Source organism: Nocardia sp. NPDC004711, from assembly GCF_053601595.1.
Map to the genome: position 1 here is coordinate 1 of NZ_JBSGCB010000110.1, position 13,562 is coordinate 13,562.

Consider the following 13,562-nt stretch of genomic DNA (forward strand, 5'->3'; position numbering starts at 1 on the left):
ACACCCCGGCAGTGGCGACGCGGTCCTTGCGCGACAGCGACGAAAACACCTCACCGACAAACGCGTCCAGCAACGCATCGACCCGAGCCAGCTCAGCGTGATTCATGCCCGCCTCTCGGCCAACGGCAACGGCTGCATGAACACCCTGGTGGTCGAGCTACGTTCACGGCCAAGGTGGATCGACGCCTTCACCGTGAAGATCAATTGCGGCACCAGCCAACTTTGACTAGGCGCTACCGTTGCCTCGGGACTGTGCCATCTGCTCGATGTTGGCGGGCTGTACTCGTGTTGAATTAGGCACAGTGTTTAAGATCTCAGCAATTGATTGACTGCATGGTCGTTTCTTCGCTGTACTTGTAGGGCGATTGGTCGTGGACCAGCGCAGTCGCGGATGTCGTAGCGTCGCTGCGTCGCCTGTGGAGCAAGACCTTCTAAAGCCATCTTCGGTCGTTGTCAGGTCGTCGAGTGGCGCAATTTGAGGAGCATCTGATGAACAACGGCAACGATGCCATGCGACGGAAGGCGCTGCTGGCCGGCGCGATCGGCAACTTCGTCGAGTACTACGACTTCTTCTTGTACGGCGCATTCACCACCACGATCGCGCACCTGTTTTTCCCGAAATCCAGCCCTACCGCCGCTCTGTTATCGACATTCGCCATCTTTGCGATTAGCTTCCTCATCCGCCCGTTGGGGGCCATCGCATTCGGTCATCTCGGCGACAAAGTCGGCCGCCGCCCGTCGCTGCTCATCTCGGTCATGTTGATGAGCGCAGGGACGCTAGCTTTGGGGTTGCTTCCCGGCTACGCCCAGATCGGCGCAGCGGCACCGGCGTTGCTTCTCTTCTGCCGGCTCGTCCAGGCATTCTCAGCTGGGGGTGAAACCTCCAGCGCGACCGTCCTCGTCATCGAACACGCACCGCCGGGTCGGCGCGGCCGATATGCGTCCTACATCGCGACATCACCCGTCCTCGGGGCCGCTTTTGGCATGCTGGTGTCAGTCGCGATGACTTCCACTACGACCCCCGAACAACTCGCCGCGTGGGGATGGCGCGTGCCATTCCTAGCGACAGCGCCCCTTGCTTTGATCGGCCTGTACCTGCGGATGCGAGTGGACGAGTCACCTGCGTTTACCGCCCTGCGCGACCATGGAAACATCGAATCCGCTCCAGTCATCCAGGCCCTCAAGGCCGCAAAAAAGCCCATGCTTGTCATGATTGGCTGGGCGATGACAAACGCCGTGGGGAGCTACCTTTTGACCACATTCTTCGTGTCCTACCTAACCACCACGGCGAAGTTTAGCAACACCGCATCACTGGTCGTAGAACTGATCGCCCTGGTGGCTGTCATGTTGGGTTGCGTCCTGGCCGGGCTTGCCATAGACGTCATCGGTCGCAAACGCGTAGCGGTAGGTTCCGCACTGGCTTTGGGGGCTTGGGCCATCCCGGCATTCATGTTACTCAAGCACTCTACTGTCCTGGGAGCGGCTGCAGTTAGCTGGGTGTACGGCTTTCTGCTAGGTGGCATAATTGCGACGAGCGCGCTGGCCATTGTCGAGTTGTTTCCAGTACGCCTCCGGACCTCAGCGAGCGGGCTTTCCTACCAATTGGCCTATGCCCTATTCGGCGGGACCGCTCCGTACTTGGCGACTTGGCTGGTCGGGAGAGGCCACCCGACCGCCCCTGGCTACTACCTCGCTGGTCTCTGCGCCGTCTCGGCTGTAGTGGCTGCAGTCGCAATTGGCAACCGCGCGTCTGCCAACGGCCTCCCGCCGACATCTATTGAGCATTCAAGTACTCAACCTCATCAGCCGAATCTTACTTAAGGACTGCTATTACACAAAAGTGAGCAATATGCGCACCGAATCGCTCAGTCGCCAATCCTTCTCTAAAATCCACAGGGCATCCAAATGGAGAGTCGGGTTCATCGCATGAATCTTGTTGAACCAAGTTTCACCGCTGAGGAGTACGCCCGTCGTCTTGCTAAGACGCAGGCGCTCATGCAGGAGCGAGGTTTCGACCAGCTCCTCGTCACCGACCCGGCGAATATGAATTATCTGACCGGGTACAACCTTTGGACCATGCAGCACCCGCAGGCGCTTCTCATCCCTGCCTCGGGCGAAGACCTCCTGCTTTTCACGCGCCAGTTGGACGCTGCCAGTGCGGTCTTGACGACGCACTTGACGGAGGAGCAGGTGCTCCCGTGTCCGGAACGCTACGTGCAGCAAGTGGATGCCAACCCGATGGAGTGGCTTGCCAAGTCCATGCGAGAGACTGGTCGAGCAACCGGCACACTCGCGATAGAGCTCGAGTCCTACTTCTACACGGTCGGCTCGCACCAGGCGCGTAGCCGGGCTTCCGGATGTTAGGCCGGTCGATGCGCGGTACCTCGTCAATTGGGTCCGCGCCGTCAAATCAGACGCCGAGATCGACAAGATGCGTATCGCGGGTCGAATCGTCGAGCGCGTCATGTCCAAGGCGCTGGAAATGATCGAACCTGGGGTCCGCCAATGCGACGTGGTCGCTGAGATCTACGCGGCCCAGATCAGAGGCCTGGAGGACGCAGGCGGCGATTACACCGCACCTCCTCCGTTGCTTCCGACCGGGGCCACCGCCGCATCCCCGCATTTCACCTGGTCAGATGCGCCGTTCGGCGTCGGCGAGGCAACTGCACTTGAGTTGGGTGGTTGTTACCAGCGATATCACGCGCCATTGTCTCGCACGATCTTTCTCGGCGAAGCGCCGCCGCGCTATGCCGAAATGGCAGACATTGTCGGAGAAGGGATGGCCGCAGCCCTCGGTGCGGTGCGGCCCGGCGTCCGATGTAAAGAGATTGAGGCAGCGTGGGGACAAGCCCTCGCGGCGCGCGGACCGGACTGGGCGGGGCGAAGAGGTTCGGGTCGGATAGGTTATTCGATGGGTTTGAACTATCCGCCGACCTGGAGCGAGCGGACGATTAGTCTACGCGCCGGCGACACCACGATCCTTGAGCCCAACATGACTTTCCACATGATCCTCACTCTGTCGATCGACGGCTTGGGCTATGAAGAGTCTGAATCATTCATTGTGACAGAACACGGCGCAGAGTTTCTGTCGAAAATTCCGCGTGGCCTTACGGTAAAGCGTTAAGCATGCGAGAGGGCGTGTACACTCGTTACCTCAGTGATCTGTTTGTAGAACCAAATAGAGGGCTCCTGCCCTAATGTCTAAGTATGAGATGTAATGGCGATGTGCTCCAGGGCCGATGCTCGTCCGATACTGCCGTCCGGCACCTGCGCCGGATGCGTTTCTACGGATACTGACGGCATATCACGGTGTCACTATATCCCGCATTGATCGTGCCGAGAGAGGTAATGTTTTGGAGGTGCTCGAAGGCGTACCGGTTCCGATGCGTGACGGCGCTGTGCTTATCGCGGATGTTTACCTGCCCCGAACTGATAGCGCGGTGCCGGTAGTGCTGGAACGCACACCGTATGGGCGCCGTCAGGACCGCTTTACCGGCTTCGCGGGCAAGGTCTGCGACAGAGGCATGGCATTCATGGTGCAAGACGTCCGCGGTCGTGGCGACTCAACCGGTCACTTCAGATTCATGATGAATCCCCACCATGAGGGTTGGGACGGGATCGACACTTTCGAGTGGGTCAAGTCGCAGGACTGGTGCAGCGGAAACATTGGCACGGTAGGCGGCTCCTTCAGCGCTGCGAACCAGCAAGCGTTGGCTCTTGAGCGTCCGGAGGGCCTGAAGGTCCAGGTGCTTCGAGACTGCGGCACCAACTACTACACGCGCATGTTTCGCCAGCACGGTGCCTGCAACATTGGCGTGATCCTTCCCTGGCTTGCGAGCGAAGCCCAGCTGGATTATTCCGTGTCAAAAGACCCCGACGCTCTCAAAGCTTTGGAAGAGTTCCGTAAGGATGCAGCCACCTGGATAGACGACCTGCCACTTAAACGTGGCAGTCGCCCGTTCTCTCTGGCGCCAGCGGATAGTGTCCCGTGGAGTGGTGGACTTCGGATCAGCCGCTGAATTCGCGTTGTGATCAACGAGTCGTGTTGAATGCTAGCGTATTTCGAGCGTCGTCGGCAACGATTCGGTGGCGGCGTGTTTGGCGGCGATCACGGCACGGAGTTCGTCCATGCTGACGTCGGAGACATAGCGGCGGGTGACCTGCCATTCGTCGTGCGCCTCGATGACGACCGCGGTGGCCAGCCGCAGGAACGCGGCCGGGTTGGGGAATATCTCCACGACATCGGCGCGGCGTTTGATTTCCTTGTTCAACCGTTCGATCGGATTGTTCGACCAGATTTTCGACCAATGAGCCCGCGGGAACGCGGCGAACGCGAGTACGTCGTGTTTGGCGGCGGTCATCATCGCCGCGACTTTCGGGAACGACGCGGACAGGGTGTCGGCGACCTGATCCCATTGCGCCCCGACCTCATCGGGCTCGGTATGGACGAAAACGGTCTTGATCGCGGCCATGATCGGCGGCACATGTTTGGACGCGACCGCCGATCCTATATTCCGCATGAAATGCACCCGGCATCGCTGCCAGGCGGCGCCGCTGAACTGTTGGGCGACAGCGGCTTTCAACCCCGCATGAGCATCGGAGATCACCAGGTGCACTCCCGACAGGCCCCGGCTGCGCAGCCCGGCGAGGAATTCACGCCAGAACTCATAGGATTCGCTGTCACCCACCGCGGTGCCGAGCACCTCGCGGGAGCCGTCGATCGAGACCCCGGTAGCGACGACGAGCGCCTGGGAGACCACGTGCGCCCCGACACGCACCTTGCAGTAGGTGGCGTCGAGGAACACATACGGAAACGTCGTGTGCGACAGGGAACGGTCACGGAAACGCGCGATCTCGGCGTCCAGGCCGCCGCAGATCCGCGAGACCTCCGACTTCGAGATCCCCGAATCGACTCCGAGAGCGGCGACCAGGTCGTCGACACTGCGGGTCGACACGCCGTGCACGTAGGCTTCCATGATCACCGCGTGCAGCGCCTTGTCGATGCGGCGGCGCCGCTCGAGCAGCGCCGGGAAGAACGATCCCGCACGCAGTTTCGGGATTTGCACCTCGATATCGCCGCTGGTCGTGGCGACGGTTTTGGGTCGGTAGCCGTTGCGGTGGGTGGTGCGCGTATCGGTGCGTTCGTAGCGACCGGCCCCGAGGTGCTCGGTGACCTCGGCCTCGATCAGCGCTTGCATGCCGGCGCGGATCAATTCGGCGAACACGTTGACAGAATCGGCGCTCTTGAGCGCGTCGAGCTGGGCGAGCAAGGCAGAATGCTCCTGGGCCATCGCGTGGTTCCTTCGTGTCGAGTCACTGTGGTAGGTAACTCGTTCACCACTACGCGATGGCCCTCCATCTCACCGGGACCGACACGCCCCGACCAGGACCGGAGACGGCCGCCCCGAATCCCACCACCCCGAGGGACTCTCCCCGCCAGCGTACGAGGAAACATACTTCAAGGTGCTGGAGAGCGGTGACGACGGTCCGTTCTGGCAGAATCCTTTGATCAGGCTAGAGGGGCGATGGAGCGAGTACCCATCAGGAGTTGCCCTATTCGCGGTTTCGGGGTGGTACGCGCATCACGCGCAGGCGAATCTGGACAAGTTCGAACAGCTGGGTCGTGATGGAAGCAGGCCGTTCCACCTGATCATTGGGCCCTGGGTCCACTCGCCGGCGATGCTCGACGAGACCGTCGCGGGGGACGTTGACTTCGGGTTCGACGCGGCAAAGTTCGGTCCGTGGAAGGAGACCTGGCCCAAGTGGCTTGCAGCATACCTGCTTGACGACCAGCCAGTTGAGGCCGTGGATCTGCCGCCCATCTCGTATTTCGTCATGGGCGGCGGCGGCGGGCACAAAACTGAGGTCGGCCACCTGTTTCACGGTGGGCACTGGCGCGCCAGCAACTGCTGGCCGCCGTCCGATGGATCGTCGACGGACCTCTACCTCAGCGCTCCCGGCGTCCTCGGTCCGAACGTACCGTCGGCGGACTCGGCGCGAAGTTCGTCGTTTGACTTCGACCCTCACGATCCGTGTCCGGGAATCGGCAGTGTCAGCTTGCAGGAGCAGAACGAGCCCGCGTTCGTGCGGCCTGGGCCTTGGAACCAGTGGCACGACGCCGGCTTTGCCGCGTCGCGTGGCCGGACCGGGCCGCTCAATGCGCGCGACGATGTGCTGACCTTCGAAACAGCACCCCTTGAGTCACCGCTCACGATCGCTGGACCGGTGCGAGCGAAACTGTTCGTGACCACCTCTGGCCCCGACACCGACTTCGTCGTTCGCCTCATCGATGTCTACCCTCCGTCCGATTCCTATCCGCGCGGGTACGACATGCTGATTTCGGATGGCATCGTGAGAATGCGGTACCGGGACGATCGTGTGCTTGAGGAGCTCGCCGAGCCTGGTGAGGTTTACGAACTCGACGTCGAGCTCGGCCCCACCGCCAACATCTTCGCAGTCGGCCACCGACTCCGTATTGACGTGACGAGCTCTTCTTACCCGCAATACGACGTAAACCCGAACACCGGTCGACCGATGGGCGATTACACAGACATACGAGTCGCTCATCAGACGGTGTTCCATGATTCGACTCGCCCGTCACGGATCATTTTTTGGGTTCTGGACACCTGACTAGGTCGACATCGTAACCAAGCCGCTCAGAGCGCAAGCCGCCAAGAAAGCACGCGATGCCGTCGATGGAACATTCAGCCCTCCTCGCGCTGCACGTCAAGATCGGAGTCAACCTTCAGCATGGAAAATACAGCACCTGAAAGACGCATTGGCGTGGTATTGCTGGACTACGCCAACTTCAGTGCCGACCAGGGGGACTTCGACCCGTCCGACTGGCAAGGCCTCGGGGCTCGGGACGCGCAATCTATCGTGTCACCGGCGTCGTGGCCGCTGCCGACGAGCTTTATTGTCCCTCGTGGCGCCACCGCGCAAGCGACGATCGCCGGGGACCGAGTGGCCCTTCAAGCGTTCGCAGATGCTGCGCATGCGCTGCGTGAGCGATGCAGCATTGTCGTTGGCGGTTGTGGGTTTTTTTGGGCGGCCCGGCTCGATCCCGAGATCCACCTTCCGGGAGGCGTAGTCACGAGCGGGATGGAGCTGCTGCCGTACGCGGCCGATCTGGTGTCGGGTCCGATCGGGATCCTGACATACGCGAAGGCCCCCCTGGAACGCCTACTCCGGGGCCATCCGTTGGCCGGACGGCTGCGCGTGGTCGAGCTGCAGCAGCTCCCTGGTTGGGACGTGTTCGGCGAGGACACGTGCCCAGCGGAGAGCGTACACATGGCAACGATTCGTGAGGCGTTCGTCCAGCACATCCGCCACGAGCTCACCACGGGGCAACTGGTGGATGTTGAGGCGCTCATCCTCGAATGCGGGGTGCTGCCAGAGCTGCGACCGGCCCTACGCACGTTGACGCCAATTCCGATCTTCGACGCGAAGAGCTATGTTTGCGCACTTGCCGCGGAATGACCTGCCAAGAGGAGCCGGGGACGAAATACGGCTCGATCCTCGCCGGACCGCCGACGCGAAGCCCCTCTCGGCGTCAACGCCTACCTGTAGGAAGGGCCAGCGCCCAGCGCAGAGATTGATCCGTGGATAGACAACTGATTTTGATGAGAGTGGCTTCCAATGATTGAGAATGCGCTCGGCGTACTGCAACTTGAGAACGAGCCCATCGATCGTCCAGGTAATTTGCCTGTGCTCAGATGACCTGCCTCCGTGATTTCGGTCCGGGTGATGTGGCCCACTGGAACCGGTTCATACTTGTGAGAGCTGAGGCAAAGTGATCTACGGGAGGTCACTGCGTCGAAGTCGTATTCGCTGTCTTTGCGTCGTCAGGTGTCTGCGTGGCTGCGTAGCGGCGAACCCGTCGCCGAGATCGCCTAGTACTGCAACGGCACTCGCTGGTCAGGTGAGTGGGTGGCCTCGTCGCCGGTAGTGGGACAGGCGGGCTTGGTGTTGGCGTCGTCGTCGCCACCTCGACCAGGACCAGATGTGGTCGGGGGCGTGGGGTCGGGTGAGGATCAGCGCTACCAGCAGGCGACGGATCTCCGGTAACGTGAGGGCGATCATGTCTTCGCCGTGATCGCCGAGTCCCCCTTTGCGGCAACGGCTTTCGATGCGGCCAGCCAGGCCAGGGCGAACATGGACAAGGTGACGTGGGCGTGCCAGGCCCGCCAGGAACGCACCTGGTAGTGGTCAAGACCGGCCTCGCCTTTGGCCTGCTGGAAGCATTCTTCGACATGCCATCTCGAACCGGCGGTCCAGGCCAGATCGACCAGCCGGGAGCGGGCCGGTCCGTAGCAGAGGTAGTAGGCGATCTCGAACTTGCCTTTGCTGTTGGGGGTCAACGCCCGCCGCGCCAGCAGCCAGTGCCCGCGCCCACGCGGCCAGCGTCCGTCGATCGGGCGGCGTGCCCAGTCGTATTCGCGCGGGCCGTGCGCGCCCGCACCGACCGACAACCGCTGCCACGCGGTGGCGGGCAGCTCGGCAACCAGTTTCTCGACGTACGCTACCCGGTCGGCGCGGGTGGTGACCTGCTGGTCGCAGCGGGTGGCCATCACGTAGAACACGTCGCGTTCCTCGAGCCAGTCTCGCAGGTAACCGGCCTGGCCGTAGGCTTCGTCGGCGGTGAACCACACGAACGGGACTTTCGCGGCCAGCGCCCGTTCGAGCATGGCGATCATCAGCCGCGGCTTCTCGGCGAAACCCACCTCGTCGGGGATACCGGCGTCGCGGCAGCGCTCGCGATCGCCGGTCCACGACACCGGGACATAGAGTTCGCGGTCGATCAGCGCGTGTCCGTGCCGCGACGCGTACGCCAGGAACACCCCGATCTGACAGTTCTCGACCCGACCGGCCGTGCCGGAGTACTGTCGTTGCACCCCAGCGGATTTGGTGCCCTTCTTCACGAATCCGGTCTCGTCGCCGGCCAGCACCGCGGCCGGGTCGCCGAGATGTTCGACCACGTACTCGCGCACATCGTCACGCACCCCGTCCACGTCCCAGTCGGCCTTACGCAGCAGCCGCTGCATCCCGTCCGGACAACCCTCACCAGCACGTTCTGCCAGCGTCCAGCCGTTCTTACGTTCCAGACCCGCGGTCAACCCGGCCACATACTCCCGGGCACGAGCCCGCGGCTCCGACCGCGTGAACCGGGCACCAACCCTCGACATCAACGAATCCAACTCGGCCACAACACGATCCAACACCACAGAACAGATCTACCAGCACACACTCAGCCGACTGCCGTTGCAGTACTAGGAGTCAGGCATTTCGTCGGCCACGTTGTTGCGGTGGAAGGCCCAGGCGCTGATCGATGCGGGAGTAAGGCACGGAGTGCCCAGCACGGACGCCGACGAGCTGGCCGCCGCTCACGAGCACATCGCCCAGCTGGCGTTGACCCGCGACCCGTGCGCGCTTTTCGACGAAGGGATGGTGATCTCCCCAAAAGGAAAATCGCGATCGTCCAAGGATTGTTCAGGACCGTAGGATAAAGCTACGATAACGCAGTCATGGAGTCGTTCTGGGGGCGTATGCGGACCGAGTTGCTCGACACCCGGAAGTGGTCCACGTGACCATCGCGGTGGCCGACTACATCGACAACTTCTACAACATGCGGCGCTGGCACAGCTATCTCGGCCACGTCAGCCCCGCCGAGTATGAGATGCTCTGGCGCAACATCCAACCCAGCCCTCAACTCTCATAACGATGGTCTATCAGCAGGGGGCCACATCGGCTGGACCGAATCACGGGGTCCCGTCAACCGCATGCGCGGCCGGCTGACCAGTATCCATCCCGCTCTCGAACGGGTTCTGGGCCCACGTATCGCGCACCCCGCAGTCCTCGAAATCCTCTCTCGCTGCGGCGGACCCGAAGGAACACGAGCTGCGGGCAGGCGCAAACTGACCACCATCGCCGTCAAGCACGCTCCCCGCATGGGCGCCCGCCTGGCCGCGGAGATCCTGCCCGCACAAACGGTCACCGTTCCCGGCGCCAAGCCCGCCGAAACGGTGCTTCCGAAACTCGCCGACTCGTTGAAAGCAGTTCTACTACAACGCAAACAGATCGCCGAGGACATCGAGAGGATGTTCGACGACCACCCTCTTGCCACGGTCGAGACCTCGATGCCCGGCGTCGCGGTCAGGACCGGAGCCCGCATCCTGCTCGAAGTCGGCGACGGCTCGGCATTCGCCACCGCCGGCCACCTCGCCTCCTACGTGGCATCGCCTCGATCACCCACCGCTGCGGCACCTCCATCCGCGGCGAACACCCCGCCCGCAGCGGCAACCACACACTCAAACGCGCCCTGTTCCTCTCCGCCTTCGCCGCTCTCCACGACCTGGCCAGCCGCGCCTACTACGACCGCAAACGGAAGCACAACGCCGCCCTCATCTGCCTGGCCCCACGCCGGTGCGACGTCCTCTACGCCATGCTCCACAGCAAGCAGCCCTACCGGGCTTCTGCCTGACGAAGGCGATACACCCCCTCGTTCCAGGCCCACCCCTGCAGGAAAACCATAGGCAAGGATTACGCCACGCATGGATTCCGGCCGACAACGTCCTCATGAGCTGTGCCGTGGTTGTTGCCGCAACTACCGCTCACGCGGCGGCGGTGTCGACCGACCCCATCCTTGGGCCCGAGTCAGCTTGTTCAACAATGGTTGCACCCGATACTGCAACGGCGATGTCAACGCGAGAGTGGTGCTTGAGTGCACGATTCCGTCGATGCCGACGAGAACCTCGATCAGCTGTTGCAGATCTGGTTGGGTTTCTGTGGCGACCCTTGCCAGTAGATCTTCGCGGCCGGTTGTTGCATGGATCTCCAAGACCTCTGGGATCCTGGCCAGCGCGTCGATGACCGCTTGCAACTTCGCTTGCTCGATCTCCAGCGAGATAAACGCCTGCACCGTGACTCCGGCAACGGCCAGATCCACGTCTGGACGGAATCCGCGGAGTAGTCCGATGTCTTCCAGGCGTCGCAGTCGCGCCTGAATCGTATTGCGCGCCACTCCCAACTCCGATGACAGCTCCGCAACGCCCATCCGCGCGTTGCGGCTCAAGATATCGACCAATTCCGCGTCGAGGCGGTCCAGGCTGAGCAAATCCATCACCTTCTATCGTGATATTTCGCACCAACTGATGGATACGATCAGTTGTAGCTATGATTGTTGACCGTTTCATTTCAAAAGCCCAAGGTCATCTTATCAGTTCGATCATTTCGCAGGATTCTTCCCCTGCATGACATCCCGAGGCGGACATCCCCGATGACTCAACTCGACGATGCCCAAGCGGTCCCAGCAGTTGCGGACTTGGCGCGTCGCTACCGTGTGGACTCTGGGCCAGTCGTAATGACCGGAGTGCAGGCGATTGCGCGTCAATTGGTAGAGCAGCACGCCCGTGACGCTCGTAGCGGCCTGAATGTCGCGACATTCGCCTCCGGCTATCCGGGCAGTCCACTCGCGGGCCTGGACAAGCTTCTGGCCGGTGTGGACACGTTGGCTCGCGACCATGAGGTCCGGCTGGTTCCAGGCATGAATGAGGAACTGGCTGCGACAGCGGTCTGGGGAAGCCAGGTTGAGCTTCCTTCCGGGCGACGTACCCACGACGGCGTTGTCGGCGTCTGGTACGGCAAGGGGCCAGGGCTCGACCGCGCTAGCGATGCTCTCCGCCATAGCAGCATGTACGGCGCACACCCCACCGGCGGCGTGCTGGTTCTCGTCGGCGACGACCCGGCAGCTAAGTCGTCGAGCGTGCCCGCGGCCAGCGAACGATCATTGGCGGCGTTGAACATGCCGGTGTTCTTTCCACGAAACGCCGAGGAGATCATCGCTTTCGGGTTATACGGCGTCGCGCTGTCACGAGCATCCGGTTGCCTGTCGGCGATGAAGCTCGTAGCAGATGTCGCCGACGGACTATGGACACTGGACCGTGACTTCGCCACCATGTCGATCGCAGTGCCGCACCTAGAATGGAATGGCACACCGTGGACCTACCGACAACGCGTGATGGCGGCACCGCCGGACAGCGTGCTCGCCGAAGCGGACTTGTACGGGCCCCGTTGGAGTATGGTCCAAGCCTTCAACGCCGCCAACGAGATCGACCGCATCGAAGTGGATCCACCGCAGGCGTGGCTCGGCATCGTTGCTGTTGGTACTGCCTATGACAGTCTGCGACAAGCATTGGATGAGCTCGGGCTGACGACCCAGGACCTGCATCGCATCGGTATCCGGATCCTGCGGGTCGGGATGCCCTTTCCGCTGGGGGCCGATCGCGTCCGTCGCCTCGCCCGGGGCGTAGAAACGGTTCTGGTGGTCGAAGACAAGGCCGCATTCGTCGAAACCCAAGTGCTGCAAGCCCTTTACGGGCACACCGATTCTCCGCAGGTCCTCGGTAAGCTCGACTCCCAGGGTCGGCCGCTAATCCCCTCCGACGGCGAGATCACAGCCGCACGCTTGGTCTCACCGCTTCATCGAGTACTCAGCCCTCGAGTCGAGGTGCGACGGCCGCGGCCGCCGCGGCTCGAATTGACCGCGCTGCCCACACGTCGCACGGCCTACTTCTGCTCCGGCTGCCCGCACAATCGATCCACGGCGGTCCCGGAGGGCTCTCTCGCCGCTGGAGGTATCGGCTGCCACACTCTGGTAACCATGTCCGAACGCATCGACTCCCAAGTCGTTTCGCTGACCCAGATGGGAGGAGAAGGCGCACAGTGGATCGGCCAGGCACCGTTCACCGACATCGGCCATATCTTCCAGAACATCGGTGACGGAACCTATTTCCACTCGGGGCAACTCGCGATCCAAGCGTGTATCGCCGCAGGTGTCGACATTACGTACAAGATCCTCTACAACTCCGCCGTAGCCATGACCGGCGCACAGGATGCCGAAGCCGCGCTGAGCGTCCCAACGCTGACCCACAAGCTCGCTGCCGAGGGAGTAGCCAAGATTATCGTCTGCGCTGAGGACCCTCGTCGCCACTCCGGTGCTTCATTCGCCGCCGGAACACTTGTGTGGGATCGAGACCGCCTCGATGAGGCCCAACGACTGTTGCGGGCAACTCGTGGCGTCACGGTTCTCATCTACGACCAGCAGTGCGCGGCCGACGCCCGCCGCAAGCGGAAACGCGGACTGCTTCCCGCCAGGCGGACCCGGGTGCTCATCAACGAAGCGGTCTGTGAGGGATGCGGTGACTGCGGCGTGAAGAGCAACTGCTTGTCGGTGCAACCGGTCGATACCGAATTCGGCCGCAAGACGCAGATCGACCAAAGCACCTGCAACACCGACTACACCTGTCTCGACGGCGAATGCCCGTCTTTCGTGACTGTCGAGCTGTCGGAAAACACTGTCCGCGACCGCAAAGCGACCCCAGCGCCGCCTGACACCCCCGCCCCCGCACTGCCTTCTGTGGACACCGGGTACAACGTCTTTCTGGCCGGCATCGGCGGAACCGGGATCGTCACTGTCAACCAGGTGCTGGCCGTCGCCGCGCTTCGAGCTGGAATCGCTGTACACGGGCTCGATCAAACCGGGCTGAGCCAAAAGGCCGGGCCAG

Annotated in this window: 12 protein-coding genes and 1 pseudogene; 10 read left to right on the forward strand and 3 right to left on the reverse strand. The window is 62.3% G+C overall.

The genetic code is table 11. The features are described from left to right. From ACWEKS_RS46990 to ACWEKS_RS47010, 5 genes are all read left to right on the forward strand, one after another. Positions 1 to 226, forward strand: a 226-nt coding sequence (locus ACWEKS_RS46990; RefSeq protein WP_452346196.1) for a hypothetical protein, incomplete at its 5' end; no start/stop codon positions are given. Positions 227 to 465: 239 nt separating this feature from the next. Continuing rightward, entirely contained in the window at positions 466 to 1,821 is a 1,356-nt protein-coding gene (locus tag ACWEKS_RS46995) for an MFS transporter (protein WP_452346185.1), read from the forward strand. A 105-nt stretch (positions 1,822 to 1,926) separates the two neighbouring features. Then, on the forward strand, positions 1,927 to 2,364 hold the full coding sequence (locus tag ACWEKS_RS47000; RefSeq protein ID WP_452346186.1) for an aminopeptidase P family N-terminal domain-containing protein: 438 nt from the start codon (positions 1,927 to 1,929) through the stop codon (positions 2,362 to 2,364). 67 nt (positions 2,365 to 2,431) lie between these two features. Beyond that, entirely contained in the window at positions 2,432 to 3,124 is a 693-nt protein-coding gene (locus ACWEKS_RS47005; RefSeq protein WP_452346187.1) for a M24 family metallopeptidase, read from the forward strand. Positions 3,125 to 3,359: 235 nt separating this feature from the next. Continuing rightward, positions 3,360 to 4,019: a CocE/NonD family hydrolase gene (locus ACWEKS_RS47010; RefSeq protein ID WP_452346194.1), complete on the forward strand. Its 660-nt coding sequence runs from the start codon at positions 3,360 to 3,362 to the stop codon at positions 4,017 to 4,019. A gap of 33 nt (positions 4,020 to 4,052) precedes the next feature. On the opposite strand, the gene ACWEKS_RS47015 is transcribed toward ACWEKS_RS47010, so the two are convergent. After that, the gene (locus ACWEKS_RS47015; protein ID WP_452346188.1) at positions 4,053 to 5,291 is read right to left on the reverse strand and encodes an IS256 family transposase; all 1,239 of its coding nucleotides are present in this window, start codon (positions 5,289 to 5,291) and stop codon (positions 4,053 to 4,055) included. A 172-nt stretch (positions 5,292 to 5,463) separates the two neighbouring features. Here ACWEKS_RS47015 and ACWEKS_RS47020 point away from each other — a divergent pair, with 172 nt between their 5' ends. Together ACWEKS_RS47020 and ACWEKS_RS47025 are read left to right on the forward strand one after the other, a co-directional pair. Beyond that, positions 5,464 to 6,630 (forward strand): CocE/NonD family hydrolase, encoded by a 1,167-nt coding sequence (locus tag ACWEKS_RS47020; RefSeq protein ID WP_452346189.1) that lies wholly within the window; start codon positions 5,464 to 5,466, stop codon positions 6,628 to 6,630. 120 nt (positions 6,631 to 6,750) lie between these two features. After that, complete coding sequence (locus tag ACWEKS_RS47025) at positions 6,751 to 7,479, forward strand: hypothetical protein (protein ID WP_452346190.1); 729 nt, start codon at positions 6,751 to 6,753, stop codon at positions 7,477 to 7,479. 599 nt (positions 7,480 to 8,078) lie between these two features. Here the strand turns inward: ACWEKS_RS47025 and ACWEKS_RS47030 are convergent. Next, positions 8,079 to 9,224, reverse strand: coding sequence for an IS701 family transposase (locus tag ACWEKS_RS47030; RefSeq protein ID WP_452346191.1), 1,146 nt, complete (start codon positions 9,222 to 9,224; stop codon positions 8,079 to 8,081). Between the two features lie 359 nt (positions 9,225 to 9,583). Here ACWEKS_RS47030 and ACWEKS_RS47035 point away from each other — a divergent pair, with 359 nt between their 5' ends. Continuing rightward, the gene (locus ACWEKS_RS47035; protein ID WP_452346192.1) at positions 9,584 to 9,718 is read left to right on the forward strand and encodes an IS3 family transposase; all 135 of its coding nucleotides are present in this window, start codon (positions 9,584 to 9,586) and stop codon (positions 9,716 to 9,718) included. A gap of 55 nt (positions 9,719 to 9,773) precedes the next feature. Beyond that, a pseudogene (locus ACWEKS_RS47040) lies at positions 9,774 to 10,480 on the forward strand (transposase); the annotation flags it as partial. 123 nt (positions 10,481 to 10,603) lie between these two features. On the opposite strand, the gene ACWEKS_RS47045 reads toward ACWEKS_RS47040, so the two are convergent. Further along, positions 10,604 to 11,113: an Lrp/AsnC family transcriptional regulator gene (locus tag ACWEKS_RS47045; RefSeq protein ID WP_452346195.1), complete on the reverse strand. Its 510-nt coding sequence runs from the start codon at positions 11,111 to 11,113 to the stop codon at positions 10,604 to 10,606. A 162-nt stretch (positions 11,114 to 11,275) separates the two neighbouring features. Between ACWEKS_RS47045 and ACWEKS_RS47050 the strand changes: the two genes are divergently transcribed. After that, a partial coding sequence (locus ACWEKS_RS47050) for an indolepyruvate ferredoxin oxidoreductase family protein (RefSeq protein WP_452346193.1) occupies positions 11,276 to 13,562 on the forward strand: 2,287 nt, incomplete at its 3' end.

What these genes read in the sequence shown, in the direction of transcription:
- ACWEKS_RS47025 (WP_452346190.1), top strand. Translation starts at nt 6,751, where the DNA reads ATGGAAAATACAGCACCTGAAAGACGCATTGGCGTGGTATTGCTGGAC.
- ACWEKS_RS47015 (WP_452346188.1), bottom strand. Translation starts at nt 5,291, where the DNA reads ATGGCCCAGGAGCATTCTGCCTTGCTCGCCCAGCTCGACGCGCTCAAG.
- ACWEKS_RS47005 (WP_452346187.1), top strand. Translation starts at nt 2,432, where the DNA reads ATGCGTATCGCGGGTCGAATCGTCGAGCGCGTCATGTCCAAGGCGCTG.
- ACWEKS_RS47000 (WP_452346186.1), top strand. Translation starts at nt 1,927, where the DNA reads ATGAATCTTGTTGAACCAAGTTTCACCGCTGAGGAGTACGCCCGTCGT.